Source organism: Streptomyces sp. NPDC051322, from assembly GCF_040689485.1.
GTDB lineage: Bacteria > Actinomycetota > Actinomycetes > Streptomycetales > Streptomycetaceae > Streptomyces.
Map to the genome: position 1 here is coordinate 620,396 of NZ_JBFBAK010000002.1, position 26,762 is coordinate 647,157.

Consider the following 26,762-nt stretch of genomic DNA (forward strand, 5'->3'; position numbering starts at 1 on the left):
CGCAGGCCCGCCGCACTGACAGCGCTGATGCAGGGAGATGCCATGGCACGGACCGTTCCCGACATCGTTTCCCGCGAGGCCACCGGCCGGGAAGTGCTGTACGGCTACGGCGCTCCGAATGGTGTGGCCCTGGTGACGGGAGCTTCCTCCGGCATCGGGGCCGCCATCTCACAACGGATCGCGGCCGAGGGCGGCTGGCGGCTGTTGGTCAGCGGCCGGGACCGGGAGCGTCTGGACGACGTGGCAGCGACGACCTCGTCCATGGCGCTGCGGGCGGACCTGACCACCCTGGACAGCACCGAGCGGCTGGTCGAGAACGCTCTCGACGTCGCGGGCCGCATCGACCTGCTGGTAGCAGCGGCCGGGGTCGGCTGGGCGGGGCCCTTCCGGTCGATGCCGGCCACCGCCGCTGAACGGGTCCTGACCGTTGACCTCGTCTCGGTCGTCCATCTGGTCCGGCTTGTGCTGCCGCACATGCTGGCCGCCGGACGCGGAGACATCGTGCTGATCGGGTCGGTGGCAGGCACCCTCGGGGTCCGCGGCGAAGCCGTCTACTCAGCGGCCAAGGCCGCGGTGGCCGCCTTCGCCGATGCCTTGCGGTACGAACTCGAAGGGACGGGTGTGCACGTCACCCACGTGATCCCCGGCGTGGTGGATACTCCGTTCTTCGAACGACGCGGTATGCCGTACACGCGCTCCCGGCCGAGGCCGATCCCCGCCGAGCGGGTCGCCGACGCGATCTGGAAGGCGCTGCTGCGAGGACAGGACGAGGTGTACGTCCCCGGTTGGCTGCGGCTGCCCGGGTGTGTACGCGCCGTCGCCCCTACGCTCTATCACCGGCTCGCCGCCCGCTTCGGCTGATCGGCTGACCCGGTGAGCGTCCTCACTGCGGTTCTGGCGCTGCTGGCGGCCCTGTCCAATGGGGCGGCGTCGGTGCTGCAGCGACGGGCGGCACTCGACCAGGCGAAACAGGAGACGAAGGGGGAACAGCGGGGTGCGCGGCGCACACTGCGTCGAGTGGGGCAGCTTCTGCGTCGCCCGATCTGGCTGGCCGGAGCGGCGGCGCTCGGTCTGTCGGCCGTCTTTCAGGCGGGCGCGCTGGCGGTCGGCAGCCTGGCCGTGGTGCAGCCACTGCTGGCGAGCGAACTGCTGTTCACCCTGCTGCTGGGCAGTTGGGTCTTCCATCACCGCCCGGGCCGTCTGACGTGGCTGTCGTTCCTGATGCTCGCTGTGGGTCTGGCGCTCTTTCTCGGCTCCGTCGCACCGTCGGCCGGTGAGGAGACCGCGACCGCGGGCCGCTGGCTGCCGGTCGGCATCTGCGCCACCGTGGCAGTGATCGCCCTGGCCGCGCTCGCCCGGACGCTCCGCGGCGCTTCGCGCGCCGCGATGCTCGGGTTCGCCACCGCCGTCTGTTTCGCGTGCACGGCCGCCTTGATCAAGGAGGTCACCGGCCGGATTTCGGACGGCGTCGCTGTCCTCTTCACCACGTGGCATCTGTACGCGATGTGCTGGGCCGGCCTGTTGAGTCTGTTGTTGTTGCAGATCACGCTACGCGCCGGGACGCTGGCCGCCTCCCAGCCGGCGCTCACCCTCGGGGACGCGCTGGTGAGCGTGGCGCTGGGGTGGGCGTTGTTCGATGAGCGGATCGCCCTCGGCCTCCATCTGCTGGTGGCAGGCCTCGGCGCATGCCTGATCGCGGCCGGTACGACCGGTCTCGCGCACTCCCCGGCGGTGGCCGGCGACTGGGACGCCACGAGCGCCCCCACGCGGCGCAGCGCATCGGTCGGCAGCCCAGGAGGCAGCACCCCGAGGGGCAGCAGCCCACGGGACAGCACTCCGCAGGACGACACCCCCCGTAACACCCACCCACGGGACAGCAGAGGAGATCAGCCCCGATGAGTCGTCGGAGTCAGAAAGCCCCGGTCCTGGGCCGCCTCCCCGTCACGGCTGCGGCGCTGGCCGTGGCCGCGCACATCGTCCCGGCCGGTACCTGGCTGCCGGAGCTGCGTCGGCAGGTCTTCCCCGCACTCGCCGGACTCGGAGACCCCGGCCACATCGCGCTGACCTTCGATGACGGACCCGATCCGGACTCCACGCCATGTTTCCTCGACACCCTGGACCGGCTGGCGACACGAGCCACCTTCTTCGTGCTCGGAGAGAGCCTGCTGCGCCATCCGGAACTCGGCCGCGACATCATCCGCCGCGGTCACGAACTCGCCGTCCACGGCTGGACGCACAGCCGCCCCTGGCTGCCGGCGCCGTCCCGGGACATCCGTGCGGTCGCCCGGGCCGCCGCAGCCGTGCGGGACATCTCGGGCACCGGACCGCGGTGGTACCGACCTCCCTACGGCATCCTGACCGGCGGCCGGTGGCTGGCAGCGGCACGCTCCGGGCTTCGTCCGGTGCTGTGGTCGGCCTGGGGCCGGGACTGGACAGCCGATGCGACACCCGATTCCGTGCTGCGCACCGTGCGACGCGATCTGCGGGGCGGCGGTACCGTCCTGCTGCACGACACCGACCGGGCGGCTGAGCCCGGCTGCTGGCGGGCGACCCTCGCGATGCTGCCCGACCTGGTCGACGGCTGCCGTTCCGCGGGACTGACCGTGGGGCCCCTCGCGGAACACGGCGTGCGGCCGGGGGCGGCCGCCGGCCCGCTGCGTCACGGAACCTGGCTGCCCTCCACGCCGTTCTGCGCGCCGTTCTCCCGGTGAGCCCCTGCAGGTAGCATGGGATGGCGGCCGAGGAGGAAAACCCCGAAAACAATGGCCCCGAGCCCCAATGCCTCCCCGGCCAGAGCGCCGGGAGTGACGAGAAGACGGTCTCCGAGGAAGCCGATGCCGCAGGCGATACCCACCAGCGGTTCGGTGGCGGTGAGCGTCGGCAGTGACATGTGCAGGGGCCCCAGTTCGAAGGCACTCTGCACCAGCAGAAGCCCGGTCAGGGCCAGGGCGACCACGGTGTACGGCTGCCAGCTCGAGAGCAGGCCCGGCAGCCGGCCGCTGGCGAAGATGTCACTGGAGGTCCGGGTCAGCGCGTCCTGCAGCCCGTACAGGGTCCCGGCCGCTGCGGCCAGGAGCGGCGGCTCCGCGGAACCGGCCAGCCGCCGGGCCAGGATGACGAGCACCAGGGCCAGGGCGAGCACGATGCCCACGACCAACCAGTGGCGCAGCGGCCCACCGAGCGCCGTGCTGCTGTACGGCTGACCCGCGATCATGAAGGCCGCCACACCGCCGCTGAGAAGTACCACGCCGATCCAGCCGGTCCAACCGAGCCGTAGCCCGGTCAGCCGTCGCGCCAGCGCCATCGCGAACAGCAGGCTGGTGCCCAGCAGCGGTTCGACCCGGCTCAGCTCACCGTGCGCGAGAGCGAAGACGCTGACGATCTGCCCGGCAATCATGAAACCGATCCCGGCCAGCCACAACGGCACCCGCACCAGGTCGAGCAGAAGGCGGAAGGACAGCACGTCCGCTACCGGGGCTCGCTCGGCTGCGCGCTGCTGCAGCACGAAACCCAGCCCGAGCAGGCACGCGGCGGCGAGCCCATACACGTACACCATTACGGGCCCGTCTCTCTGCCGCGTCGGCTCGAATGATCAGCGTGGCCGGTGTGGGGGACACCAGTATCACTTTCCGGCATGTATCTCTTTCCGGCATCCGGTTCGTGGCTCGGTGGGCCACCACATGACAGCCGTACCTGGAGGCCCGGGTCCCCCGATCTTACGAATCAGCGGTTCGGATCCCGGGCAAGGAAATAGGGCATCCGCATGACAGTGGGCGGGACGCACGACGCGGAATCAGGCGAGGGCGAAGTAGCGCAGCCAGAGATAGACGGCGGAGATGACCAGCGTGGCGGCGGTGACGGTGAGGCCGTACTTGGTGAATTGCCAGAAGGAGATAGGGGTGCGGTTGCGTTCGGCGATGCCGAGCACGACCACGTTGGCGCTGGCGCCGACGGCGGTGGCGTTGCCGCCGAGGTCGGCGCCCAGGGCGAGCGCCCACCACATGACGTGGTTGCTGTCGCCGCCCATGCTGTGGATCAGGTCTCCGGTGATGGGAGCCATGGTCGCGACGTAGGGGATGTTGTCGACGACGCCGGACAGGACGCCGGACGCGCCGAGGATCAGCATCGAGCCGCCGAGTTCCTTGTCGCCGACGGCGTTCGCGAGGGCGGTGGAGACCTCGCCGATGACGCCGGTGTCGATGAGGCCGCCGATCATGATGAACAGTCCGGCGAAGAAGGCGAGGGTGGGCCATTCGACCTCGGAGAGCACGTCGCCGGTCTCGACGGTGGACACGGCGACCAGGAGCCCGGCGCCGAGCAGCGCCACGATGCTCGGCTGGTAGGGCAGGACCGGGTGCAGGACGAAACCCGCGATGACCAGGGCGAGCACGGCCAGACCCTGGATGAGCAGCCTCGGGTCGCGGATGGCTTCCTTCTCCTCCAGTTCCATGATCTCGGCTGCCCGTTCCTCGTCGTAGACGAACGACTTACGGAAGAGGAACCGGCAGAGCGCGATGAGGACGAGCGTCAGGAAGGCGGAGAGCGGGGCCAGATGGACGATGAAGTCGTTGAAGGTCAGGCCGGCCCGGCTGGCGATGATGATGTTGGGCGGGTCCCCGACGAGGGTGGCGGTGCCGCCGATGTTGGACGCGAGGACTTCGGCGATCAGATAGGGCGCGACGGGCAGGGCGAGGCGTTCGCAGACCAGCAGGGTGACGGGTGCGATGAGCAGGACGGTGGTGACGTTGTCCAGCAGTGCCGAGGCCACCGCCGTGATGATGATCAGCATGGCCATGACCCGGAAGGGTCTGGCTTTCGCCTTCTTGACGGACCAGATGGCCAGGTACTCGAAGAGCCCCGTCTTCTTCAGCACGCCGACGATCATCATCATCCCGAGCAGCAGGAAGATGACGTTCCAGTCGATGCCGGAGTCCTCGGAATAGAACGCCGAGACGTCGTCGGTCGCCCCGATCGCCAGCATGAGGCCCGCGCCGCCGAGCGCGGCCGCGACGCGGTGCACCTTCTCGCTGATGATCAGGGCATAGGTGCCGACGAAGACGGCGATCGCCGCCCAGCTGTGCCAGTCATTCACCAAGTCTCCAAGCAGGGGCTGCCGTTGACGGCACTAGGGGCTTTCGAGGAGTTGGTGCAGCAGGTGGGAGGCGGTGACCACGCCGAGCAGGCGGACCCCGTGTTCGCCCCTCTCGGCGACCGCCACCAGCGGGCTGCGCGCCTGGGCCATCAGCGCCGCGACCTCCAGAGCGGTGTCGTGAGGGTCGGCGATCGGCGGCGGACCTGCCTTGGCAGGCAGGCAGTCGCCCACCGTGCGACCGGTCAGCGACGCGCACAGCCGGTCGGCGTGCTCCTCGTCGATGACCGCCGCCAAGGTGGGGTCCTCGATCACATAGGCCGGCACCAGCACCTTCACCAACTGGGACGCGGGCATGATCGCCACCGGCGCGCCCGCCCCGTCGACCACGAGCAGGGCGGGCAGTTTCCGGTCGGCCATCAGCCGGGCGGCGTCCAGGGCGTCGCTGCCGACAGCGACGGTTTCGTACTCCACGGCCAGATCACGTGCGCGCACGTCGGCTCCTTCTCGTAGTCCGTTGCGTCGTTGATTGTTGTGTCATCGGCGCCCGTGTCCGGATGCTGACGAGACCATTGACGTGGAACATACGAAAGAGACCCCGATCGGCAGCACACTGAGCCGGAGACCCTTGGAGCGGATCTCCCTGCTCGCCGACCAGACTTCCCGGCACACCGTGCTGAATCCTACAGATCCTGTACGCCCCCTGGCAGCGGCCACATCCCGCAGGTGCGGACTGACAACACTGCCGGAAACCGGCATTGCACCAGGACACGGGATACCGGGTGGCCGGCCCCGATAACGTCGAAACCCGTAGCGCCCGTTCTTCACGGACACTACGGGTTCCATGAGCTTCACGGCCCGGGCCTCACTGCGCCCGGAGCCGGTACGGCATCACCTCACCGGCGGCGCGCTGCGCCCATCCCGGCCATGGTGAGAGCACAGGCGAGTGCCACGGCCCCCACGATCACGTTGCTGACGATCGTCGAAGTGGTGTCGACGTTTCCGGCCACCGCCCAGGGAGCGATGATCGTCCATGCGCCGATCCCGGCGGCCGCCCAACTCATGCCGTGGGTACGTTCGTAGGCCGAGCCGAAGCCGATCGCCAGAACGGTCAGCGCCAGGCCGGTGATCAGGTTGTTCACCGTCAGAGTGCTGAAGTCGTTGAAGCCGGCGATCCACGGCGACGCTGCCAGGTACAGGCCGGACAGCACGCTCAGTGCTTCCACCCCCTGTGCCGCCGGGTTCACCGCGGCCTGCTCCGAATGCTCTCGCAGCGCCATGATGTCCGGGTGCTGGTGCATGCTCAGTGACGTCTTCGCCACCGCAGCCACCTCCCTCTCTCATTCGGCCAATCGCTGACGCCCCTCCAAGTTCCCATGCGGCAAGGCCCCATGCGCGCTGCCCCTTGTGACATAACAGACATGAACGTGGGGAGATGATGACAGGATGACGCTGCCGAGCGGCCAGAGGGGCGGTCCCGGCATGGGACCGTGGCGATTCGTCGTCGCCTTCGGAACCGTCAGTCTGCTCGCGGACATCGTCTATGAGGGTGCCCGCTCCATCACGGGCCCGCTGCTCGCCTCGCTGGGTGCATCGGCGACGGTGATCGGTGTGGTCACCGGTGCCGGCGAGGCGGCGGCACTGGGACTGCGCCTGGTCTCCGGGCCGTTGACCGACCGGACGCAGCGGTTCTGGGCGTGGGCGATCGCCGGTTACGCACTGGCGGTCGCCTCGGTGCCGCTGCTCGGACTCGCGGGAGCGTTGTGGGTGGCGTGTGCCCTGGTGGTCGCCGAGCGGGTCGGCAAAGCGGTCCGCTCGCCCGCCAAGGACACCCTCCTCTCCTATGCGACGGCCGCGACGGGACGCGGGCGCGGTTTCGCCGTCCACGAGGCGATGGACCAGATCGGCGCGCTGATCGGCCCGCTCACCGTGGCCGGCGTGCTGGCCCTCACCGGGAACGACTACGCTCCCGCCCTGGGCGTGCTCGCCCTGCCCGGGGTCGCTGTGCTCGCCGTGCTGGTGTGGTTGCGCAGGCGCGTGCGGGATCCGGCAGCCTATGAGCGAGGCTCGGCGCCCGCTTCGCAGCAGGACACCACGGGCCATGTGCCGGGACGACTGCCGCGCGACTTCTGGGTCTACGCCTGCTTCACCGCCGCCACCACGGCGGGGTTCACCACGTTCGGCGTGCTCTCGTTTCATCTGGTGGAGCGGGGCATGCTGTCGGCGTCCCTGGTTCCCGTGCTGTACGCGGGTGCCATGGCCGTCGACGCGGTGGCCGCGCTGGCCACCGGCTGGGCGTACGACCGGGTGGGACCCCGGGTGCTGGTGGCTCTGCCGTTGCTCACTGCGGTGGTGCCGGCCCTCGCCTTCACCAACACCCTCGCCATCGCCGTGATCGGCTCGCTGGTATGGGGCGCCGCCCTGGGCATTCAGGAGTCGACGCTGCGTGCCACCGTCGCGGATCTCGTCGCCGCCGAGCGCCGGGCCACTGCCTATGGCGTCTTCGCCGGTGTGGTCGGCGCTGCCAGTCTGGTCGGAGGGGCGATGACGGGCGCGCTGTACACCTATTCGATCCCGGTACTGATCACGGTGGTCGCCGCGGTGCAGGTGGCCGCTCTCGCCCTGCTGGCCGTCACCCGCGTACGCCGCACCTGATCCGGCCCGCCCGCCGGGCTACGCGGTCCGGGAGCGCTTCTTGCGTTTGGGCTTCTCCCGCTCGTCCATCTGGAGTTCACGCTCGGCTCCCGGCACTCCCTCGGCGAGCTGCCGGCCGCGTTCCCGTTCCGCGTTGAACTCGGCTCCCAGCAGGATGGCGAGGTTGGTGATCCACAGCCATACCAGGAAGACGATGATGCCGCCGAGGGCGCCGTAAGTCTTGTTGTACGAGCCGAAGTTGGCCACATAGAAGGCGAAACCGATGGAGGCGACCAGCCAGAGGATCAGCGCGAGCGCCGCGCCGGGAAACACGGCCTTGAGTCCCGCCAGACGAGCGTTCGGGGAGGCGTAGTACAGGATCGCGAAGATCAGCACGACGACGAGAATCAGCACGGGCCACTTGGCGATGTTCCACACGGTCACCGCCGCATCGCCCGCGCCGATCGCCGAGCCCACCTTCCTGGCGAGCGGGCCGCTGATGACCAGGGCCACCAGCACCAGGGCCTGAAGGAGCACCAGGATGAGCGTGACGAGCAGTTGCAGCGGGCGCAGTTTGAGGAAGGGACGGCCTTCCTCCACCTCGTAGATCCGGTTGGACGCGCGCATGAAGGCCCCGATGTATCCGGACGCCGTCCACAGCGCCGAAGCCAGCCCGACGATCAGCAGGACGGTGCCGGTGCTCCGGTGGGAGGCGATGCCCTTGATGGGTCCCTTGAAGGTGTCCACCGCGGAGGCCGGGCCGATCAGATTGACCAGACTGGTCGCCTTGTCGATGATCGTCTTCGGGTCCATGACCAGGCCGACGAGTGAGACCAGTGCGATCAGGGCCGGGAAGATGGACAGGACCGCGTAGTAGGTCAGCGCTGCGGCGGAGTCCGAGAGGTTGTCCTCCTTGAACTCCGTCAGGGTACGCCGAAGCGTCTGCCCCAGGCTGCCGGTCTTCGTGTGTGGTGGCCCCTCGGGCCGCCGGCCCGACGTCTTCTCGTCACGGTGAGAACCGCCGCCACCGGGGGACTGCGGATCGGACATGGCTCCCCGCTCTCCGGGAGAGGTCGAGTGGCCGACGAGAATACTGTTGGCCGCGGCCCGACCTCTGCTCGTTCTTCTTTGGCGTATTACCGGCCGTTCACCAGCAAAACCGCATTCAGGTGTCGCTGCAACGGGGCAGCTTCATTCGGCCGAACGAAGGGTGGGCCGGCCGGCCCGGTGCCGGCGGAGGCGAAAGGCCCCGGACGACCGGAAACGCCCCGGCGAATCTTCGGGTGCCTGTCCGCCAAATCGCTCATAGGGTAGCCCCGAGCGGGTGACGGGCGGCAGAGTCAGGGACAACGGTAGGGCCGGCGGATGAGCGGGAGGGTGGACGTGGGGCACGGCCGGAAACAACGCGAGGGTCTTCGCGTCGCGCGTCGTCTCACGGCAGCGCTGACCCAGGGCCTGACTCCGCGGGCCCGGGTCGCCCGTGACCAGCTCGGTTGGCTCAACGAGGCAAGCGTGCGCATCGGAACCACTCTGGACCTGCTGACCACCTCCCAGGAACTGGCGGACTTCGCAGTCCCCCGGCTGGCCGACGGGGCTGCCGTCGACCTTCTGGAATCGGTGCTGCAAGGGGAGGAAGGGGAACGCCCGAGTGGCAGCGGGCGTTCGGTCAAGCGGGCCATGGCTGTCGCGTCGATCGACGGACTGGCCGAGCAACTGGAGCCCGACAAGGTGGGCGAGATCTCCGCTCCCCGGGAGCGGGAGACGTACTTCTCACGAGCCATGGCCACCGGTCGGCCCGTGCTGGTGGGCAGGATCAGGCCGCATGAGTACGGTCAGGTGGCACCCACGGACAGCGCCGCTGACAAGCTGCGGCAAGCGGGCGTACACAGCTATCTGATGGTGCCGCTGATCGCCCGCGGTGTACTCCTCGGCGCGGCCGACTTCGTCCGGGTGGGCAGTCGGCCGGGGTTCACCGAGGCGGACCTGGCGCTCGCCACCCAACTCGCCTCGAAGGCCGCCGTGTACGTGGACAACGCGCGGTTGTACGGGCGCGAGCGCGAGCACGTGGCGCGGCTCCAGCGGAATCTGCTGCCGCATGCCACTCCCCGCACGCCGGGCCTCGGGGTCACCTCCCGGTACACCCCGACCGCCGACCCGCTCGGGGTCGGCGGCGACTGGTTCGACGTGGCTCCGCTACCGGGCGGCCGGACGGCCCTGGTGGTGGGGGACGTCATGAGCCACGGCCTCGCGGCGGCGGCCACCACCGGCGTACTGCGCGCCGTGACCCGGACCCTCATGGCGCTGGACATGACCCCGGAACGGATGCTCGCCCGGCTGGACCTGGCCGCGCGGGACCTCGCAGAGGACCAGGTAGCGACCTGCCTGTGCGCTGTCTACGATCCCGCCGACGCCAGTTACACCCTGGTGAGCGCCGGGCACCCGCCGCCCCTGCTGGTCACGCCCGACGGCTCCGCCTCGTACGTGGACGTGCCCGTCGGCGCTCCGATCGGCGCCGGCGTCATCCCGTACGACTCGCGGCGGATGACCGTCCCGCCCGGCAGCAGGCTGGTGCTCTACACGGACGGACTGATCAAGTCGCGTACGGAGGACATCGACGTCCAGCTGGAGCGACTGCGGGCGAGGGCGTCCGGGATGGGTCCGGCCGAGCTCGACGCCTGCGCGCTCAGTGACCTCGCGCCCGACGGAAGCGCCCGGTTCGACGAGGCGGTCATGCTGGTGGCCGCTACCCGGCGGCCGCTCGCCGGGACCGATCTGTGCATCTGGGACCTGCCCGCCAACGGCTCGGCGGCGGGCGCGGCACGCAAGTTCGTCAGGGAGCAGCTCGACACCTGGCAGCTCGGCGATCTGGCGGACGTCACCGAACTCGTGGTCAGTGAACTCGTCGGGAACGCGCTGCGTTACGGAGGCGCCCCCGGGCATCTGCGTCTGCTCCTCCACGACCGCCTGGTGGTGGAGGTCTCGGACACCGGGCCGGACCTGCCCCGGATCCAGCACACCTCGCTCAGTGACGAGGGCGGCCGGGGCCTCCAGTTGATCAACATGCTGTGCCGGCGCTGGGGTTCCTGCCGGACCCCTAGCGGCAAGATCGTCTGGGCGGAGCAGGATATCCCGTAGGAACCCGCAGCGGGGCGGATCAGTACGCGACGGGCCAACCGGACGCCCAGTTCAACAGGTTGATCCCGAGCTTCGGCGTGCCGTTGTCGTTGCCGTCGTAATAGTGGTAGACGATCAGATCGCCGTCCGTGTCCTTCATGATGGACTGGCCGCCGGGGCCGATGACGCTGCCGTGCGACTCGAGGACGGGCGTGCCGCCGTTGTTCATCATCGCGACGCCGTTCTTGTCGGAGTACGGCCCGGTGATGCTGGTGGCGCGTCCCACTTTCACCTTGTAGGTGGAGCTGGTGCCGGCGCAGCACACGTCGTACGACGCGAACAGGTAGTAGTAGCTCCCGCGTTTGACGATGTACGGGGCTTCGACGGCCTTGGTGCCGGTCGGGCGGGACGCCAGTGAGTAGCGGGTGGTGCGGGAGGACAGCTGTTCGCCGGTCGACGGATCGATCCTGATCATCTTGATGCCGGTCCACCAGCTTCCGAAGGACAGCCACCACGTACCGTCGTCGTCGACGAAGAGGTTCGGGTCGATGGCGTTGTAGTCGCTGGACGCGGTGGAGGTGTAGACGACCCCGTGATCGCTCCATGATCCGGGCAGGCCGGTTGCTGAAGTGGCCAGTCCTATCGCGGACTTGTTGGAGCCGAAGGTCGAGACGGCGTAGTACATCAGGTACCTGCCACCGTGGAACGAGATGTCCGGCGCCCAGGCTTCGCTGGCGTACGACGACCACCAGGACGGCTTGCGGGCGAAGGCGTCACTGCCCGCCGTGAAGGTGATCCGGTCGGTGGAGGTGCGGTAGCCGAGGCCGCCGCCGGTCGCGTACAGGAGGTACCGGCCGGACGAGGTGCGGACCATGGTGGGGTCGTGGACCACGGTGTCACCCGTGACCCGGCCGGGATTCGGGTACGCGGAGGCAGCCGACGGCATGAGGGCGAGCAGGGCGGCTGCGGGGACGGCCAGGAGGACGGTCCTGACGCGGGCGGCGGTGGGGGGCACGCGGACTCCTTCATGCTGCGGAACGTGAGCAGGTGTGGAGCGGTCGATATATCGAACGTCGGTCGCAACTTCGGACGTGACTGTAGAATCGAACCCGTTGCGGGTCAACGGTTCAGACAACTACTCGCCCGGTAACGAACGCAGTCACCGCCACAGTCAACGGTGCACTGTCCCGGGCTCCTTGACGGTGTTCGGGCCCTCGTCCAGATGGACCCGCCCGGTCTCCGCCAAACGTTCCGGGTGCCTGCGCGTGAGCACGGCGAGGGCCACCACCCCGAGCAGCATCCACCCGCCGACGATCGGCCCGGCGTACGACACGGGGGCGGAGAGCTTGGAGACGAAGTCGAAGACCGGGATCCCGGCGGCCGTCAGCAGGGCCGGGACGAAGGCCAAGATGCCCAGCAGCGGGAAGAGCAGATGCAGCACCGGGTTGAACGCCGCGCGTCTGCGGCGCAGGAAGTAGCCGGCGCAGGACAGATTGAGCTCAACAGGCGTACCGGGCAGGGCCGTCGCGCCCTGGCCCGGTACGAGCGAGCTGGCAGTGCGGCAAGCGGCGCTTCACGGACGCCGGTTCTCCTGCTGCAGCAGCGCGCCGGCATCGGCGAGGGTGTGGCCGATCCGGTGCAGCGCCGCCTCGTCCAGCGCACGGGGTGCGTACTGAGGTCCGCGAGCGGTGTCCCACCGCCGCGCGACATCGGCCGGGTCCTCACCGAGTACCAGCCCCGCGGCCTGCGCCGCCGCGCCCAGCGCGACCAGTTCCTTCGCCGCAGGCACCTGCACCGGCCGCCCCGACAAGCGGCGCACGGTCTCCCGCCAGGCCGTGCCCTGCGCCCCACCGCCGATCAGCAGCAACGGCGCTGTCGGGTCCGCGTCCTCGTCGAGCACCCGGTCCAGCGCGGCGAGCAGGGCGTACACGGCGCCGTCATAGGCGGCCTGCAGGAGCTGGCCCGCCGATGTGTCGTGGCGCAGCCCGTACAGCAGACCGGAGGCGTGCGGCAGGTGGGGCGTGCGCTCCCCTCCCAGGAACGGCAGCAGCACCGGGCTGCCGCCCTCCTCGACGGCTTCCCGGTCCAGTTGGAGCAGCGCGGCGATGCGGTCGACTGCGAGCGTGCAGTTGAGGGTGCAGGCGAGCGGCAGCCAGCCGCCGCGCGCGTCGGCGAAACCCGACACGGTCCCCGAGGGGTCGACGGGCCGCCGCTGCGACACCGCATAGACGGTGCCGGACGTGCCCAGACTGAGCACCGGCTGCCCCGGGCGCAGCCCCAGCCCGAGCGCGGCGGCCGCGTTGTCGCCGGTGCCCGGCGCCACCGGGATACCGGCCCGAAGCGGCAGGCCGGGCAGCTCTCGGGTGATTCCCGCGGTCTCCCCGGGGGCCACCACCTCGGGGAGCAGGGCGGGGGAGAGGCCGGCCAGCGCGAGGATGTCCTCGTCGTACTTCTCCGTCGCCGACGACCACCAGCCGGTGCCCGAAGCGTCACCGCGGTCGGTCGTGCCGCGTCCCGTCAGCCGTTCGGTGAGATAGTCGTGCGGCAGGCGGACGGCAGCCGTGGCCCGCGCGGCCTCGGGCTCGTTCTCCAGCAGCCAGGCCCACTTGGTGACGGTGAAAGCGGGCCCCGGCAGGCTCCCGGTGCGCTCGGCCCAGGCGCCGGGACCTGCACCGTCGGAACCTGCCAATTGCTCGATCAGCCGCTCGCTCTGCGGGGCGGAGCGCACGTCGTTCCAGAGCATCGCCTTGCGCACCGGCCGGCCGGCCGCGTCGAGCGGCACCAGGCCGTGCTGCTGCCCGCCGATCGCTATGGCCGTCGCCCGACCGGCCGCGGGCCCGCACTGGTGCAGTGCTGCCGTGAGCGCCTGCCACCACTGTTCGGGGTCGCTCTCCCGGGCCCCGCCGTCGCCGGAGACCGTGTGCGGGGCCTGTCCCCGGGCCACGACATCCCCGGTGGCGGTATCGACGACCAGCGCTTTGGTGGACTGGGTGGAGGAGTCCACACCGATGACGAGGGGGCCTTCGGGTGCTGCCATCGATCTCTCCGCTCTGAGGGGGCCGTGCTCAGGTGTGGCCGGGGGCGCGCGACGTCTGCGACGCCACGGCCGGCTCCTGGATAGTAATTTGTTAAGTCCCATGACGAAATACCGGGGGCGGACCGAGTGCGGACAGACCCATACCGCCGGGCGGGGCGGCGCTCACCCTTCGTCGAGCACCACGGCCAGGGCGGCAGCCGGGTCGTGATCCCCGGGTCCGGCGGGTGTCCAGCGGCCGCGGTCCTTGCGGTACGGCCACCAGCGACCGTCCCGTCCGTACCGCAACTGCGCATCCGTGCCCGCCACGGTCCAGCGATCGCGATCCGCCCCCAGAGCGGGGCGGGCGCCGTCCTCCCAGGCCTGCTCGAGCTGGGTGCGGGCTCGGGCGAGCGCCTCCGCCCCCGGGGTCCACCGCTCCTCCAGTACGGCCAGCGCCGCCGCACCGCCGCACTGCCAGGCCCGCACCGCGAGCGCCAGTGCGGCCGGGTCGCGGCCCGACCCCTCGGCGAGCCGGGCCGTGATCCGTCCCTCGGGGGCAGTGGCGGCCAGCCGTACCGCGTCCTGCCGAGGTGTCAGGTCCGCTCCCACCGGCCGGTGTTCGTGATCCGCTGCCAGCGCATCGGCGAGCAGGGCGCAGGCCCGGGCGGTGGCATCCGCGGCGAGGAACTCCAGCGCGGCGGGGTCGATGCCGGGCGGCGGCCCCGACTCGGTGTCGAGCGACGGTGGCCGGCCGGGCCCGTCGGGCGGCGGGGGCAGCGGCGGCAGGGGCGGCAGCAGACCCACCGCGGCGAATGCTTCATCGGCGCGTATGCCCTCCTGCGAGGTCTCCTGTCGGCTGCCGTTCGCTGCTGTGCCGTTCGCTGCTGTGCCGCCTACGGGTGTGCCGTCCGCCGGTGTGCCGTCCGCTTCGGGTCCGGGCCGCGCCGCCCGGGACATGCTGCGCGCCTGGAGTTCGTCGAGAAGCTCCCGCTCGCCGCGTCCCCGCATCAGCAGCAGCACAAAGGGGTCCTGGTCCAGCAGACCGGCCACCTGGTAGCAGAGAGCCGCCGTGTGCGGGCAGTGGTCCCAGGAGTCACAGGAGCACTCCGGCTCCAGATCCCCTGGGCCGGGGAGCAGGTCAACACCGGCCGCGGCCGCGTCCTCCACCAGATGGGGCGGCATCTCGCGGTCCAGCAGTGCCGCGATGTGGCCCGACCTGTCCACGGCCATGTCGAGGAAACGGTCCCACTCCTCGTCGCTCAGCTGTTGCAACAGCACATCGCTGCGGCAATGGGAGGAGTCGGGGTCCTGCACCACGGCAGTGATCCGTCCCGGTCGTACCGAGACCGCGCCGACCGCTCCCTTCCGGGCGTACGTCCGCCCCTTCCTGAGCTGCGCACCGTCCAGGGCGGTGTCCTCCAGCGCCTTCAGCCAGGCCCGGCCCCACCAGCTCTGCGCGAAGGCCCGGCCGCCCACGGTGCCCGGCGGCGCGAAGGTGCGTTCGTGTCCGTCCGCGGCGTTCATCGCCCACTCCCTCGCAGTTTCACCAGATCCGCCAGCTCTTCGTCGGTCAGTTCGGTCAGCGCCGCCTCACCGGAGCCCAGGACCGCGTTCGCGAGTTCCTGTTTGCGGTCGAGCATCTCGGCGATCCGGTCCTCGACGGTTCCCTCGGTGATCAGCCGGTGCACCTGTACGGTCCTGGTCTGCCCGATGCGGTAGGCCCGGTCGGTGGCCTGCGCCTCGACCGCCGGGTTCCACCAGCGGTCGTAGTGCACGACGTGGGCCGCGCCGGTCAGGTTGAGCCCGGTGCCCGCCGCCTTCAACGACAACAGGAAGACGGGGACCTCGCCCGCCTGGAACCGGTCCACCATCTCCTGGCGCCGGGCGATCGGCGTGCCGCCGTGCAGGAAGAGGGTGGGCACCGCGCGAGCCGCCAGGTGCTTCTCGATGAGCCGCGCCATCTGCACGTACTGGGTGAACACCAGAACGCTCGCGCCCTCGGCGAGGATGGTGTCCAGCAACTCGTCCAGCAGCTCGAGCTTGCCCGAGCGTCCCTCGATGCGCGGTGACTCCTCCTTGAGGTACTGCGCGGGGTGATTGCAGATCTGCTTCAGCGTGGTGAGCAGCTTCGCCACCAGACCGCGCCGGGCGAAGCCGTCGGTTCCCGAGATCTTCGCCAGGGTCTCCCGTACCACCGCCTCGTACAGGCCGGTCTGCTCCCCGCTGAGGGAGACCACCAGGTCGGTCTCCGTCTTGGGCGGGAGCTCCGGCGCGATCCCGGGGTCTGATTTGCGTCGGCGCAGCAGGAACGGCGCGACGAGCCGCGACAGCCGCTCGCCAGCGGCCGGGTCCGCACCGCCCTCGATGGTGCGGGCGTAGTGCCGGCGGAAGTGGCCCAGCCGGCCCAGCAGTCCCGGGGTGGTCCAGTCGAGGATCGCCCACAGTTCGGAGAGGTTGTTCTCCACCGGGGTACCCGTCAGCGCGACACGCGCCTGCGCGTCGATCGTCCGCAGCTGCCTGGCCGTCGCCGAGTACGGATTCTTCACGTGCTGCGCCTCGTCGGCGACGGCCAGACCCCAGCGCGTCCCGCGCAGCCCTTCGGTGTCCAGCCGCATCGTGCCGTAGGTGGTGAGAACGAACTCCCCGTCGGCCAGGTCCGCCAGATTCCGGGACGTCCCGTGGAAACGGCGTACCGCCGTGCCCGGCGCGAACTTCTCGATCTCCCGCTGCCAGTTGCCCATCAGCGAGGCCGGACAGACGATCAGCGTGGGGCCCGCCGAGGCCTCGTCGGTCTGCCGGTGCAGATGCAGCGCGATCAGCGTGATGGTCTTGCCGAGGCCCATGTCGTCGGCCAGGCAGCCGCCGAGCCCCAGCGAGGTCATCCGGTGCAGCCAGTTCAGGCCGCGCAACTGGTAGTCGCGCAGCGACGCGGCGAGTGCGGCCGGCTGTCCGACCACCTGCCCGCCGGCGCCTTCCGGGTCGGCCAGCCGGTCGCGCAACTGCGCGAGCCAGCCGGTGGCGGTGACATCGACCCGGCGACCGTCGACCTCGGTGCTGCCGGTCAGTGCGGCGCTGAGCGCGTCGAGCGGGGTGACCTTGCGGTCCTGGGCGTCGCGGGCGCGTCTGGCCTCGGCGGGGTCGATCAGTACCCATTGATCGCGCAGGCGCACCACCGGCCTGCCGGCTTCGGCGAGTCGGTCGAGTTCGCTCCGGCTCAGCCGGCGATCACCCAGTGCGAACGACCAGTTGAACGACAGCAGCGCGTCGGCGGAGAGGACGGACGGCGCAGCGGAGGACAGCCTGTCGGCCGGCCCGTTTCGGTCGGATTCCGTTACGGCCGGACCGATGACGGCTCGCGACGTCAGTGTCCCGGCCTGTTCTCTCGGCCAGTGCACGTGCACCCCGCAGGCAGCGAGGGCCGGGGCGGCCTCGCCGAGCAGTTCGGTGATGTCCTCGTCGGCCAGCTCGACGGCGTCCGGCACGGCGGCCGACAGCAGGGGGGCCAGCGGGACCCAGGCGCGCGCGGCCCGGCGCAGGGCGAGCAGCGCATCCATCCGGGCACGCCGCCCGAACCCGGCCGCTTCGCCGGACCATACCGCTGCGGCATCGGCGACCAGGGACGGGTCGCTGACGCTGTGCAGCTGCAGGACCGCCCGGAAGCCGGGCCCCGCTTCGGACCCGGTGCCGCTGAGCGCCGCCGTGCGGTGGAGCAGTTCCACCCGAAGTGAGATCCGTACGCCTTCGTCCTGCGCCGCGGCGATGTCGGCGGCCCAGGACCGCAGTTCGGGCACCGGCTGGGGTGCGTCCACGGCGAAGGCGGCGCCGCCTGCTGCGAAGGACGCCGCAGGGGTACGGGGCAGTCCGTCGGCGACCGCGTCGAGGAAGTCACGTACCAGCCGCTCGGGTTGGGGCAGCCGGACCGGATCCTGTGTCGCGTCCAGCGGTGCGGCGTGCGCCTCCGGCGGCATCGCGGCGGCCAGTTCGCGCACCCGTGCCAGGTCGGCGGCCGAGAGCGGGCCGAGCTGCCAGATGTCGTGCCCTGCGGCGCTCACACCGGGCAGCAACCGCCCGCGGGCGGCGAGTTGAAGCGCGAGTACGGCGGCCGCGCCCCAGAACGCAGCGGCAGCAGACGACTGAGCGGAGGCGCGGGCGCGGGTGAGGACGGGCAGGGCCTGCTGTACGGTCAGCGCCATCGCCCGTACGGAGTAGGGCCGGGCGTCACCGCCGACGACGGTCAGCTCCTCGAGGGAGCCGTGGTTCGGGGGTTCGCTGTCATTGGGGTGCCAGAAGGCGACCCGGCCGGCACGGGCCGGGTCCGCAGCCAGAAACACCGCGGAGCAGTGGGAGAGTCGGGCGATCTCGGAGAGCGTTGCCGTGGGATGTCCGTGCACAGCGATAGCGCATTCCTCAAATTTGACTACTGCGGGCCGGGATCGCCGAGGGTACCTCACCGGTGGCGCCCCGGCGAACGACACCACTATGAGACCCGGCAGTGCCGGCTCATGGTGGAGGCAGCACCACCCCTGCGGCAGGGGGCTTTCCCCCTCCCTGAACGGGTGATGGCGCCATGGTTCCACAGGGTCACGAAGTCCTACGTTTCATGAGGTCAGCGCATGGGCCAACAGACCGGAGACCGACATGCCGTACACCGCCGCGCTGCTCGTCGAACCCGAGCAGAAGACGGGCAGTGACTTCGCCCCACTCCTGAGGACGGTGAAGGCGCACGGGCTGCTCGCGCGGCGCACCGGCTGGTACGGCCTCAGCATGACCACCAATCTGCTGGCGCTCGCCGCGACGGTGACCGGCATGGTCCTCACCGGTGACTCCTGGTGGACCCTGGCGCTCGCGATCCCGCTGGCGGTGCTGTGGTCGCGTACCGCGTTCTTCGGCCATGACGCCGGACACGCGCAGATATCCGGCGACCGCAGGGTGAGCAGGGCGGTCGGGCTGTTCCACAGCAACCTGCTGCTCGGGATGAGCTACGGCTGGTGGAACGACAAGCACAACCGGCATCACGCCAATCCGAACCACGTCGACAAGGACCCCGATGTCGGGGTCGGCGTCATGGTCTGGACGCAGAACCAGGCGGCGGAACGCGAAGGTCTCGCCCGGTGGCTCACCCGCAACCAGGCGCGGCTGTTCTTCCCGCTGCTGCTGCTCGAAGGCATCGCGCTGAAGGTCTACGGATTCCGCACGGTGCTCGCGAAGGACGACGCGTCCCGTCAGCCCGCCGGCGAACGGGCGGTCGAGGGAATCCTGCTGTTCGCGCACCTGGCCGCGTACGCGACGCTGCTCCTCATGGTGATGTCCCCGGGCAAGGCGGTCGTCTTCGCCCTGGTGCACCACGCTCTCTTCGGCCTGCACCTCGGGATGACCTTCGCGCCCAACCACAAGGGCATGGAGATGCCCGACCCCGACGGCGAGCGCTGGGGGCACCTTCAGCGACAGGTGCTGACCTCGCGGAACGTACGCGGCGGCGTGCTCACCGACTGGCTGCTCGGCGGCCTGAACTACCAGATAGAGCACCACCTCTTCCCCAGCATGCCGCGTCCCCACCTGCGCCGTGCCCAGGCGCTGGTGCGAGAGCACTGCGATGCACTGGGCATGCCCTATGCGCAGACCTCGCTGATCGACTCCTACCGGCAGGCGCTCACGCACATGCATCAGGTCGGTGAGCCGCTGCGCGCCGCGCGTACGGTATCCGGCTAGCGGAACCGCGGAGCGCAGCCGTGCGTTCCTGTAGTCAGAGAGCGGCAGTAGCCGCTGAGGAGGCGTCGAAGATGTCCAAGCCCGCAATGATCGCCGTCGGAGGCGTGGTCGCCGGTGTCATCCTGATTCCCCTGATCGGCTTCTTCCCGGCCCTGCTGGTACTGGTCGGGGTGCCCGTCGTGGCGTATCTGCTGCTGGACTCCGGCCAGCGCCGGAGGCTGCGCAGGATCACCCGCAAGGAGATCGGCCGCTGACCGCTGCTCCTCGGCCCCCTCGGATTGCGCCGGGTTATCGTCGGGGGACGGTCACCGGTACGACGAGGGGGCGTCCCATGGCGGACAGCAGGGTCACGACGGTCAGCAGCAACGGCGAATACACCTTCACCAAGCCGAACCGCGAGAGCATCACCCTGCTGGTGGGGCTCGGTGTGGAGGGCGACGTCCATGCGGGCGTCACCGTGAAGCACCGTTCGCGGGTGGCGAAGGACCCGACACAGCCCAATCTGCGTCAGGTGCACCTGATACACGAAGAGCTCTTCGAGGAGACCCTCGGCGAGGGCTTCGACCTCGCACCGGGTCAACTCGGTGAGAACGTCACGACCCGGGGGATCGACCTGCTCGGACTGCCCACCGGGACGCTGCTCCGCCTCGGCGACAGCGCCGTGGTGAAGGTCACCGGTCTCCGCAACCCGTGCCTGCAGATCGACAACTTCCAGCAGGGACTGCTCAAGCAGATGGTCGGGCGCGACGACGCCGGCAACATCGTCCGCAAGGCCGGGATCATGAGTGTGGTGGTGGCAGGCGGTGTGGTGCGACCGGGCGACCCGATCCTGGCCGAACTGCCCGACGGGCCGCGCCGGTCCCTCGAAGTGGTCTGACCGGCCGGCCGCTCGGCCCGGTCCCGCTCCTCCGGCCCGGTCCCGCTCAGGCGGGTCGTACGGCCAGCGTGTCCAGTGCCTTCAGCAGTCCGGGCAGCTCCGGCCCACGCCCGACGGGCACCACTTCGCCCGGCCGGTCGTCGAGCAGCACAAAGGCGATGTCGTCCGTCCTGGCGACCAAGGACCACCCGGGCCCCTCGGCGCGCAGGGTGCGGGCCCCGTCGGGTGCGAAGGAGGACCGTATGCGTCCGGGCGGTGGCGGGGAGTCCACATAGCCGAGCAGTTCGTCGATGACATGCCGGGCCGGTCCTGCCGGCTTTCCTTCGGCGTCCGCCGGTGTGCTGAAGCTGTCCGCATCGCCGAGCTGTTCGCGCCAGGCAGCCCACTGCGAGGCGATCTCATCGGCGCCGAGCCGCCGCTGGGCCGGGCCCCAGGCGTCGGTGTCGGGGGGCGCGAGCGGTGGCCGGCCGCCCTCGGCGCGGGGATCGTGCGGCGCGGGCAGCCCCGGCGCGGCGACGGCCACCGCGAGCGGCCAGCCCGGCAGCGAGACGACGATGGAGCGGTCGTCCGGTGAGAGGTCGTACTCCATACCGCAGTCCCACGACGCGATGGCGACCGCGACCAGCGACACATCGTCGATGACCACCGTCCACCGCGCGCCGGTCCCGTCCTGCCCGAGCACGACGCCGTACCCGTCCGGGTACGGCGCGAGGCCGAGCGCCTCGCACGCCGACGGGTAGTCGTCGCCGAGCACGCTCGGAAACTGAGCTGGGGTCAGCAATACCGCAGTCAGCACAAAGAGTGCGTCGTCGTCGGCATCGTCCGTCCCGGTCACGGCCGCCTCCTGGTTGATCAGTCGTCGGCGCACCATAACCAGTGGGTAACCCCGGCGTCGAGTGCGGGGCCCGGAAACCACCACGGAGAGGTCAAACCACCGGCAGCCCGAGGAGCTCACGGGCCACCGCCTGCGGGCTGTCGCCGCGTTCACGGGCAAGCGCGATGACGGCCCGGCAGGCCAGTTCGCTGACGCCGAACGAAAGAGCTTCCGGTGACACCCATTGCACGGCCTGGTCCATCCGGTCCTGATCGTCCTCGGCGGACGCCGACACATAGGCCGCCGCCGCCTCGAATATGTTGTGCTGCCGCCCCGGCTGCTCGCCCAGCGGAGCGGAGCCGTCCGGATCGACGGCGAAGAGTCTTCTGAGTCTGGTCAACAACTGGACCACCTTCCCCGGGCAACGAGTCGAACCGGCCCTCACTCCCTGGTTCTTCCCGAGTGGGCCCCGCCTAACAGCGCGGCGCCCAACTCAGCTCCGACGGACGGCCAGCGCAAGGAACCGGTCGGGTTCATCGGCGTAGCGGCTCAGCCGCCAGCCCGTGGCAGACAGCAGTCGCCGCAGTCGGGACTCCGCGCGCTGATCGTCATCGGTGAGCGCGCGGCCCTGCCGGGCGGCGAGCGCGGCTCTCCCGATCGGGTGGAACAGCGCCAGCACACCGGCGGGCTTGACCACCCTGGCCAGTTCCCGGAGATTCGCACCGGGATCGGACAGATGGGCGATGAGCCCCGACGCGAACACCGCGTCCAGCGACTGCCCGAACACCGGCAGCCGCGCGACGTCGGCCAGCAGCAGGTGCGCGTCGTGCTGCCGCCCGGCGCGCACCGCCGCCTGCAGCATCGCGGGGGTCAGATCGGCCCCGATGACCCAACCCGCCGTCCCCACCGCGGCACGCAGCGGACGCAGCGCCCGCCCCGTACCGCAGCCGGCGTCGAGAACGGCATCACCGGGGCGCAGCCCCAGCTCGGCGACGGCAGCGGCGAACGCCGGTCCGTCGTCGGGGAAGCGCGCATCCCAGCCCGCTGCCCGCGCGCCGAAGAATGCCTGGACATCTCTGCTGTCGTCGGTCATCCGAGGATGATCCCAGCAACAGACCGGGCCGCGTCAGCCCGCCGTGACGACCACCGAGTGCCGGCCGCTCGCCCCGTTCGGGATGGTGTTGGTGCGCTTCTCGGTCTGGAGCCGGCCGGTACGGTCGGTGGCACGGACGGTGAGTGTGTGAGGGCCCGGTGTGGGCTTCCAGGGCAGGGACCACTGCCGCCAGGTGTCGGTGGTGTCCTCGGCGGCGAGCTGCGCTCGCTGCCACGGGCCGTCGTCGACCTGGACCTCGACCTTGTCGATACCGCGGTGCTGTGCCCAGGCGACCCCGGCGATCATGACCGTGACACCGGTCCTGGGACGGGCGAAGGGTTTGGGCGTGTCGATGCGCGACTCCGTCTTGATCGGCGCCTTCTTGGACCAGTCATGCTTCACCCAGTACGGGTCGTAGCTGTCGAACGTGGTGAGCTCGATGTCCTGGATCCATTTGCAGGCGGAGACATATCCGTACAGCCCCGGCACCAGCATCCGGACCGGGAAGCCATGGACGAAGGGCAGTGGCGAGCCGTTCATGCCGAGCGCGAGCATCGCGTCGCGGCCGTCCATGATGTCCTCGACCGGGGTGCCGATCGTCATGCCGTCCACCGAGCGGGCCACCAGCTGGTCGGCGGCCCCGCCCTTCGACGGCGGCCGCACACCGGCTTCCTCGAGCAGGTCCGCGAGGCGTACACCGATCCAGCGAGCGTTTCCGACGTAGGGGCCACCGACTTCGTTCGACACGCAGGTCAGGGTGATGTCCCGCTCGATGAGATCGCGGTGCAGCAAGTCGTGGAAATCCACGGTGATCGGGCGGGTGACGCCCTTGCCGTGGATACGAAGGCGCCAGGTGCCAGCATCGACCTGGGGCACGACCAGAGCGGTGTCGACACGGTAGAAGTCACCGTTGGGCGTGATGAAGGGGCTGATACCGGGAACCCGGAGCTGCGCGCCCTTCGGAACAGGGGCAGCGGACGATGCGGGCTTCGGCAGGCGCACCGCGGCCCGTGATGCGACAGCGTCGTGCCCCCGCGAGTTGTTCAGCGTTCTGCCCAGCGCTCCTGCACCGGTGGACGCCGCAGCCGCGGCAGTCGCCGCGACGATGAAACCGCGGCGGTCCCAGCCGCCCTCCCGCGCATCGGCGCCGGCCGCGGCCGATGGCGGTGCGGCCGTCAGGCGTCCGGCCAGCCAGTACAGCAGCGCGGCTCCCACCAGCGCCCCGACCACCGAAGGCAGCGCATCGGAGATGCCGGTGGAGTCGGGACGACCGGTCGCGGCCACACCGCCGACCACGCCGAACAGCAGCACTCCGAGCGCGCCGGCCTTCCGGTGGCGCAGCGACAGCAGACCCAGCACGATCGCCAGCACCGTCAGTACGGCCAGAATGCCCAGCTGCAGCACGAGTTTGTCGTGGGTCCCGAAGTGCCGGATCGCATAGTCCTTGAACGCCGGGGGAGTGCGGTCGATCGCCGCGCCGCCCACCGCGATCACCGGTCCGGCTTCGGGGCGCACCGCGGCCGAGACCAATTCCGCTACGGCGAGCGCCGCATACCCTGCGAGCAGTCCGGCGAGCGCGCCCAGCGGTGGCCGGGTCCAGTTCCTCGATGTCGTCGTCACGCACTGGTCTTCGGCACAGAAGAGTCGAAGGATTGGTCCCGGGCGGCGAATGCGCCGAAGGACGACCCGTTCGGCCCGCTGGCGGCAGGTCGGTCGGCCGGCGATCTGTCCCCTGCGAGAAGCGCATCTCCTTGCCCGCGGGGCGGCATTGGTGGAGGCTGGCGCACATCGCGGGATCAGGGGAACGAGTGATCGGGGAGGACCGGAGACATGGCGCTGGGTAAGGGACTCGACTGGCTGCTGGATGATCTGACGAGCCGGGTCGAGCATGTCCGGCATGCGCTCGTACTGTCCAACGACGGCCTGGTGACCGGTGCGAGCCAGGAGCTGGTCCGCGAGGACGCGGAGCATCTCGCGGCTGTTTCCTCGGGCCTGCACAGCCTTGCCAAGGGGTCGGGACTGCATTTCGGGGCGGGGGCGGTCCGGCAGACGATGGTCGAGTTCGACGAGGGAGTCCTCTTCGTCACCGCGGCAGGGGAGGGAAGCTGCCTGTGCGTACTGGGCGCCGCGGAGGCGGACATCGGCCAGGTGGCGTACGAGATGACGCTGCTCGTCAACCGGGTCGGTGAGCACCTGGCGGTTTCCGCGAGACGGCCGGAGGGCTCCACGGCCGCGCCGTGGTAGCGGTCCCGCGGGCTGGGAGGTGCGAGGCGCCGCTTCCGAGTGACAACCTTCGGTTGACAGCTCAGGGGTGTCAACTTAAGGTTGACACATGGTGAATCCAGTACCGCTGACGCCCCAGATCCGTCTCGACGATCTGATCGAAGCCATCAAGAAGGTCCACACCGATGAGCTGGAGCAGCTGACCGACGCCGTCCTCGCCGCGGACCACCTCGGCGAAGTGGCGGACCATCTGATCGGCCACTTCGTGGACCAGGCGAGGCGCTCCGGCGCCTCCTGGACAGACATCGGCAAGAGCATGGGGGTCACCAGGCAGGCCGCCCAGAAGCGTTTCGTACCCAAGACCCCCGCCGAGGGTTCCGACCTCGACCCGGCCCAGGGGTTCAGCCGCTTCACCGTGCGGGCGCGCAACGTCGTGACGGCGGCGCACAACGAGGCCCAGGCAGCCGGAAACGCGGAGATCGGCCCCGAGCATCTGACGCTGGGGCTGCTGACCGAGCCCGAGGGGCTCGCCGCGTACGCGATCCTCGCCCAAGGCGTGCAACTCGACACGGTCCGTGGGGCGGTGGTGCAAGCGCTCCCCGCGGCCGCGAAGGAGGTGCCCGAGCTGATCCCCTACAACGCGTCCGCGCGGAAGGCTCTGGAACTGACCTTGCGGGAGGCCCTGCGGCTCGGACACAACTACATCGGGACCGAGCACATCCTGCTCGCCCTGCTGGAACTCGAGGACGGGGCAGGCGTCCTGGCCGGACTCGGCATCGACAAGGGAGCCGTCGAAACCGCCGTCACCGACGCCCTCGACGCCGTGGTGGCCGGCCGGAAGGAGGGGTGACACGGAGCGCCGGTAGCCTCAGACGCCGGCTGCGTCACTGATCGCGCCCCGCACCGGATACGGTTCTGTTGTGGTGATCGAGGGGGACGACAAGACACCGGGGACCGCGCTGCTGCTGGCGGTGGCCCCGGCGGGCAGGGGTCGGCTGACGGACGCGACCTCCGTCCTGGCGCCGCTCGCGGCGGTGCCCCCGAGCGCGCTCACGGGCACCGCGACGGCGACCGTGGTCGAACTCGCCGACCCGCTGGAGCCGCAGACCGTCCTGACCCGGCTCCGCGCGGTCGCGGCCACACCGGGTCCGCTGTGTCTGTATCTCGCGGGTCAACTGCAACTCGACCGCAGACAGCGGTTGGTGCACCTCGCGCTCGCCCGCACGACTCCGGCCACCGTGCGCTACGACGGCCTGCCGTGGCACTGGCTGGCCGGCGAACTCGGCGTACGCGGGCCGGGCACCACGACGGTGGTCGTCGACCTGGTCGCGGATGCCGAGACCTGGCAGCACCTTTCGGGTGAGGGGCTCGGACTCGGTCCCGGTGTCCGGATGTTCGGGCGCCTGATCCCGCCGCCCGCGCGCCGGGCGACTGCCACCCCCGCCTATCTGAAGGCCATGGCCGAGATCTGGCGCAGCGGCGCGAGGCCGCAGATGGACCAGTTGCACGAGATGGCCGCAGTGCGGAGCGGACCCGAAGGCGCCCGGCTCTTCACCGCGGGCCCCACGGGGGCTCGTGCAGAGCAGCATGAACGGGCACCGCAGCGCGAACCGGCGGCGCAGCGCGAACGGGCACCCATTCCCGGGCAGTCCGACCGCCGCTCCGTGCCCGCCGAAGCACCTGCCCCCGTCCCGGATCCGCATCCGGCGATACTCTCGGCCGCCCATGCGGGACGGCACACGGAAGCCGCTGCGGCGGCCGCCGCCTGGGAGAGCGAGGCTCTGCGCGCCCACGGGCCGGGTTCGGCGCAGGCGCTGCACTGGCTGGAGGTGCGGGCTGATCTGGCGCACCTGGCCCAGGACCCCGGCCGTAGCTGCGAGTTGTGGATGATGGCGGCGGGTGCACGCCTGCAGGGCCGGCCGAGCGCGGACGACCCCGAGGTCGAGGCGGCCGTGGACCGGGCCCACCACGAGTGGCAGCAGATCGCCGACGTCGCACAGGCGCGCACGCTCGCCCCGGACCTGCTCGAACTGCGACGCCGCGTGCCGGGCCGCCAGCGCGGCGCGCTGCAACTGCTGCAACAACGGCTCGAGCGGCTCCAAGTCCACTGACTCGGCTGGTTGGTCAAGATTTTGCCTGTGGCCTGATCATGCTGCTCCATCGCGCCCGCCGGTCGGTGCGGACCGGCCATGC

At 70.5% G+C, this 26,762-nt stretch carries 25 protein-coding genes; 11 read left to right on the top strand and 14 right to left on the bottom strand.

Annotation, left to right across the window (positions count from 1 at the left end):
• The first annotated feature begins 42 nt into the window (after positions 1-42).
• The 3 genes from AB0436_RS06930 to AB0436_RS06940 are packed head-to-tail and all read left to right on the top strand — an operon-like array spanning position 43 to position 2,711.
• Positions 43-861 (top strand): SDR family NAD(P)-dependent oxidoreductase, encoded by an 819-nt coding sequence (locus AB0436_RS06930; protein ID WP_366466655.1) that lies wholly within the window; start codon positions 43-45, stop codon positions 859-861.
• A gap of 12 nt (positions 862-873) precedes the next feature.
• Entirely contained in the window at positions 874-1,899 is a 1,026-nt protein-coding gene (locus tag AB0436_RS06935) for a DMT family transporter (protein ID WP_366466656.1), read from the top strand.
• Positions 1,896-2,711: a polysaccharide deacetylase family protein gene (locus AB0436_RS06940; RefSeq protein WP_366466657.1), complete on the top strand. Its 816-nt coding sequence runs from the start codon at positions 1,896-1,898 to the stop codon at positions 2,709-2,711. Before AB0436_RS06935 ends, AB0436_RS06940 begins: the two co-directional genes overlap by 4 nt.
• Here AB0436_RS06940 and AB0436_RS06945 read toward each other — a convergent pair.
• The 4 genes from AB0436_RS06945 to AB0436_RS06960 all read right to left on the bottom strand — a co-directional run bounded on the left by AB0436_RS06945 (position 2,660) and on the right by AB0436_RS06960 (position 6,390).
• Positions 2,660-3,556, bottom strand: coding sequence for a DMT family transporter (locus tag AB0436_RS06945; RefSeq protein WP_366466658.1), 897 nt, complete (start codon positions 3,554-3,556; stop codon positions 2,660-2,662). The genes AB0436_RS06940 and AB0436_RS06945 overlap by 52 nt on opposite strands.
• A gap of 237 nt (positions 3,557-3,793) precedes the next feature.
• On the bottom strand, positions 3,794-5,092 hold the full coding sequence (locus AB0436_RS06950) for an ArsB/NhaD family transporter (RefSeq protein WP_366466659.1): 1,299 nt from the start codon (positions 5,090-5,092) through the stop codon (positions 3,794-3,796).
• Between the two features lie 33 nt (positions 5,093-5,125).
• A complete protein-coding gene (locus AB0436_RS06955) occupies positions 5,126-5,584 on the bottom strand; it encodes a CBS domain-containing protein (RefSeq protein WP_366466660.1) in 459 nt (152 codons plus the stop codon).
• Between the two features lie 401 nt (positions 5,585-5,985).
• Positions 5,986-6,390 (bottom strand): SPW repeat protein, encoded by a 405-nt coding sequence (locus tag AB0436_RS06960; protein ID WP_366466894.1) that lies wholly within the window; start codon positions 6,388-6,390, stop codon positions 5,986-5,988.
• Positions 6,391-6,535: 145 nt separating this feature from the next.
• On the opposite strand from AB0436_RS06960, the gene AB0436_RS06965 reads away from it, so the two are divergent.
• Positions 6,536-7,744, top strand: coding sequence for an MFS transporter (locus AB0436_RS06965; protein WP_366466661.1), 1,209 nt, complete (start codon positions 6,536-6,538; stop codon positions 7,742-7,744).
• 18 nt (positions 7,745-7,762) lie between these two features.
• Here AB0436_RS06965 and AB0436_RS06970 read toward each other — a convergent pair whose 3' ends face one another.
• The gene (locus tag AB0436_RS06970; protein ID WP_366466662.1) at positions 7,763-8,773 is read right to left on the bottom strand and encodes a YihY/virulence factor BrkB family protein; all 1,011 of its coding nucleotides are present in this window, start codon (positions 8,771-8,773) and stop codon (positions 7,763-7,765) included.
• A gap of 315 nt (positions 8,774-9,088) precedes the next feature.
• Here AB0436_RS06970 and AB0436_RS06975 point away from each other — a divergent pair, with 315 nt between their 5' ends.
• On the top strand, positions 9,089-10,858 hold the full coding sequence (locus AB0436_RS06975; protein WP_366466663.1) for a SpoIIE family protein phosphatase: 1,770 nt from the start codon (positions 9,089-9,091) through the stop codon (positions 10,856-10,858).
• A gap of 19 nt (positions 10,859-10,877) precedes the next feature.
• On the opposite strand, the gene AB0436_RS06980 is transcribed toward AB0436_RS06975, so the two are convergent.
• From AB0436_RS06980 to AB0436_RS07000, 5 genes are all read right to left on the bottom strand, one after another.
• Entirely contained in the window at positions 10,878-11,783 is a 906-nt protein-coding gene (locus AB0436_RS06980) for an arabinan endo-1,5-alpha-L-arabinosidase (protein ID WP_366466895.1), read from the bottom strand.
• 225 nt (positions 11,784-12,008) lie between these two features.
• Positions 12,009-12,278 (bottom strand): hypothetical protein, encoded by a 270-nt coding sequence (locus AB0436_RS06985; RefSeq protein ID WP_366466664.1) that lies wholly within the window; start codon positions 12,276-12,278, stop codon positions 12,009-12,011.
• A 132-nt stretch (positions 12,279-12,410) separates the two neighbouring features.
• Positions 12,411-13,874, bottom strand: a complete 1,464-nt coding sequence (gene xylB / locus AB0436_RS06990; RefSeq protein ID WP_366466665.1) for a xylulokinase — start codon at positions 13,872-13,874, stop codon at positions 12,411-12,413.
• A 162-nt stretch (positions 13,875-14,036) separates the two neighbouring features.
• Positions 14,037-15,377: an SWF or SNF family helicase gene (locus AB0436_RS06995; RefSeq protein WP_366466666.1), complete on the bottom strand. Its 1,341-nt coding sequence runs from the start codon at positions 15,375-15,377 to the stop codon at positions 14,037-14,039.
• Entirely contained in the window at positions 15,374-18,244 is a 2,871-nt protein-coding gene (locus AB0436_RS07000; RefSeq protein WP_366466667.1) for a DEAD/DEAH box helicase, read from the bottom strand. The genes AB0436_RS06995 and AB0436_RS07000 overlap by 4 nt, the downstream gene beginning before the upstream one ends.
• 247 nt (positions 18,245-18,491) lie before the next feature.
• Here AB0436_RS07000 and AB0436_RS07005 point away from each other — a divergent pair, with 247 nt between their 5' ends.
• The 3 genes from AB0436_RS07005 (at position 18,492) to AB0436_RS07015 (ending at position 20,439) form a co-directional block, all read left to right on the top strand.
• On the top strand, positions 18,492-19,562 hold the full coding sequence (locus AB0436_RS07005) for an acyl-CoA desaturase (protein ID WP_366466668.1): 1,071 nt from the start codon (positions 18,492-18,494) through the stop codon (positions 19,560-19,562).
• 71 nt (positions 19,563-19,633) lie between these two features.
• A complete protein-coding gene (locus tag AB0436_RS07010; protein ID WP_366466669.1) occupies positions 19,634-19,816 on the top strand; it encodes a hypothetical protein in 183 nt (60 codons plus the stop codon).
• A 77-nt stretch (positions 19,817-19,893) separates the two neighbouring features.
• Positions 19,894-20,439, top strand: a complete 546-nt coding sequence (locus AB0436_RS07015; RefSeq protein ID WP_366466670.1) for an MOSC domain-containing protein — start codon at positions 19,894-19,896, stop codon at positions 20,437-20,439.
• Positions 20,440-20,485: 46 nt separating this feature from the next.
• Here the strand turns inward: AB0436_RS07015 and AB0436_RS07020 are convergent, their stop codons facing one another.
• The 4 genes from AB0436_RS07020 to AB0436_RS07035 form a co-directional block, all read right to left on the bottom strand.
• Positions 20,486-21,274, bottom strand: a complete 789-nt coding sequence (locus tag AB0436_RS07020; protein WP_366466896.1) for a hypothetical protein — start codon at positions 21,272-21,274, stop codon at positions 20,486-20,488.
• 91 nt (positions 21,275-21,365) lie between these two features.
• On the bottom strand, positions 21,366-21,602 hold the full coding sequence (locus AB0436_RS07025; RefSeq protein WP_366466897.1) for a hypothetical protein: 237 nt from the start codon (positions 21,600-21,602) through the stop codon (positions 21,366-21,368).
• 144 nt (positions 21,603-21,746) lie between these two features.
• Positions 21,747-22,346, bottom strand: coding sequence for a methyltransferase domain-containing protein (locus tag AB0436_RS07030; RefSeq protein ID WP_366466671.1), 600 nt, complete (start codon positions 22,344-22,346; stop codon positions 21,747-21,749).
• A 33-nt stretch (positions 22,347-22,379) separates the two neighbouring features.
• Entirely contained in the window at positions 22,380-23,966 is a 1,587-nt protein-coding gene (locus AB0436_RS07035; protein WP_366466672.1) for a molybdopterin-dependent oxidoreductase, read from the bottom strand.
• 210 nt (positions 23,967-24,176) lie between these two features.
• Between AB0436_RS07035 and AB0436_RS07040 the strand changes: the two genes are divergently transcribed.
• From AB0436_RS07040 to AB0436_RS07050, 3 genes are all read left to right on the top strand, one after another.
• Positions 24,177-24,590, top strand: coding sequence for a roadblock/LC7 domain-containing protein (locus tag AB0436_RS07040; RefSeq protein WP_366466673.1), 414 nt, complete (start codon positions 24,177-24,179; stop codon positions 24,588-24,590).
• Between the two features lie 88 nt (positions 24,591-24,678).
• Positions 24,679-25,419 (top strand): Clp protease N-terminal domain-containing protein, encoded by a 741-nt coding sequence (locus tag AB0436_RS07045; protein ID WP_366466674.1) that lies wholly within the window; start codon positions 24,679-24,681, stop codon positions 25,417-25,419.
• 70 nt (positions 25,420-25,489) lie between these two features.
• Positions 25,490-26,680, top strand: a complete 1,191-nt coding sequence (locus tag AB0436_RS07050; RefSeq protein ID WP_366466675.1) for a hypothetical protein — start codon at positions 25,490-25,492, stop codon at positions 26,678-26,680.
• The last annotated feature ends 82 nt before the right edge of the window (positions 26,681-26,762 follow it).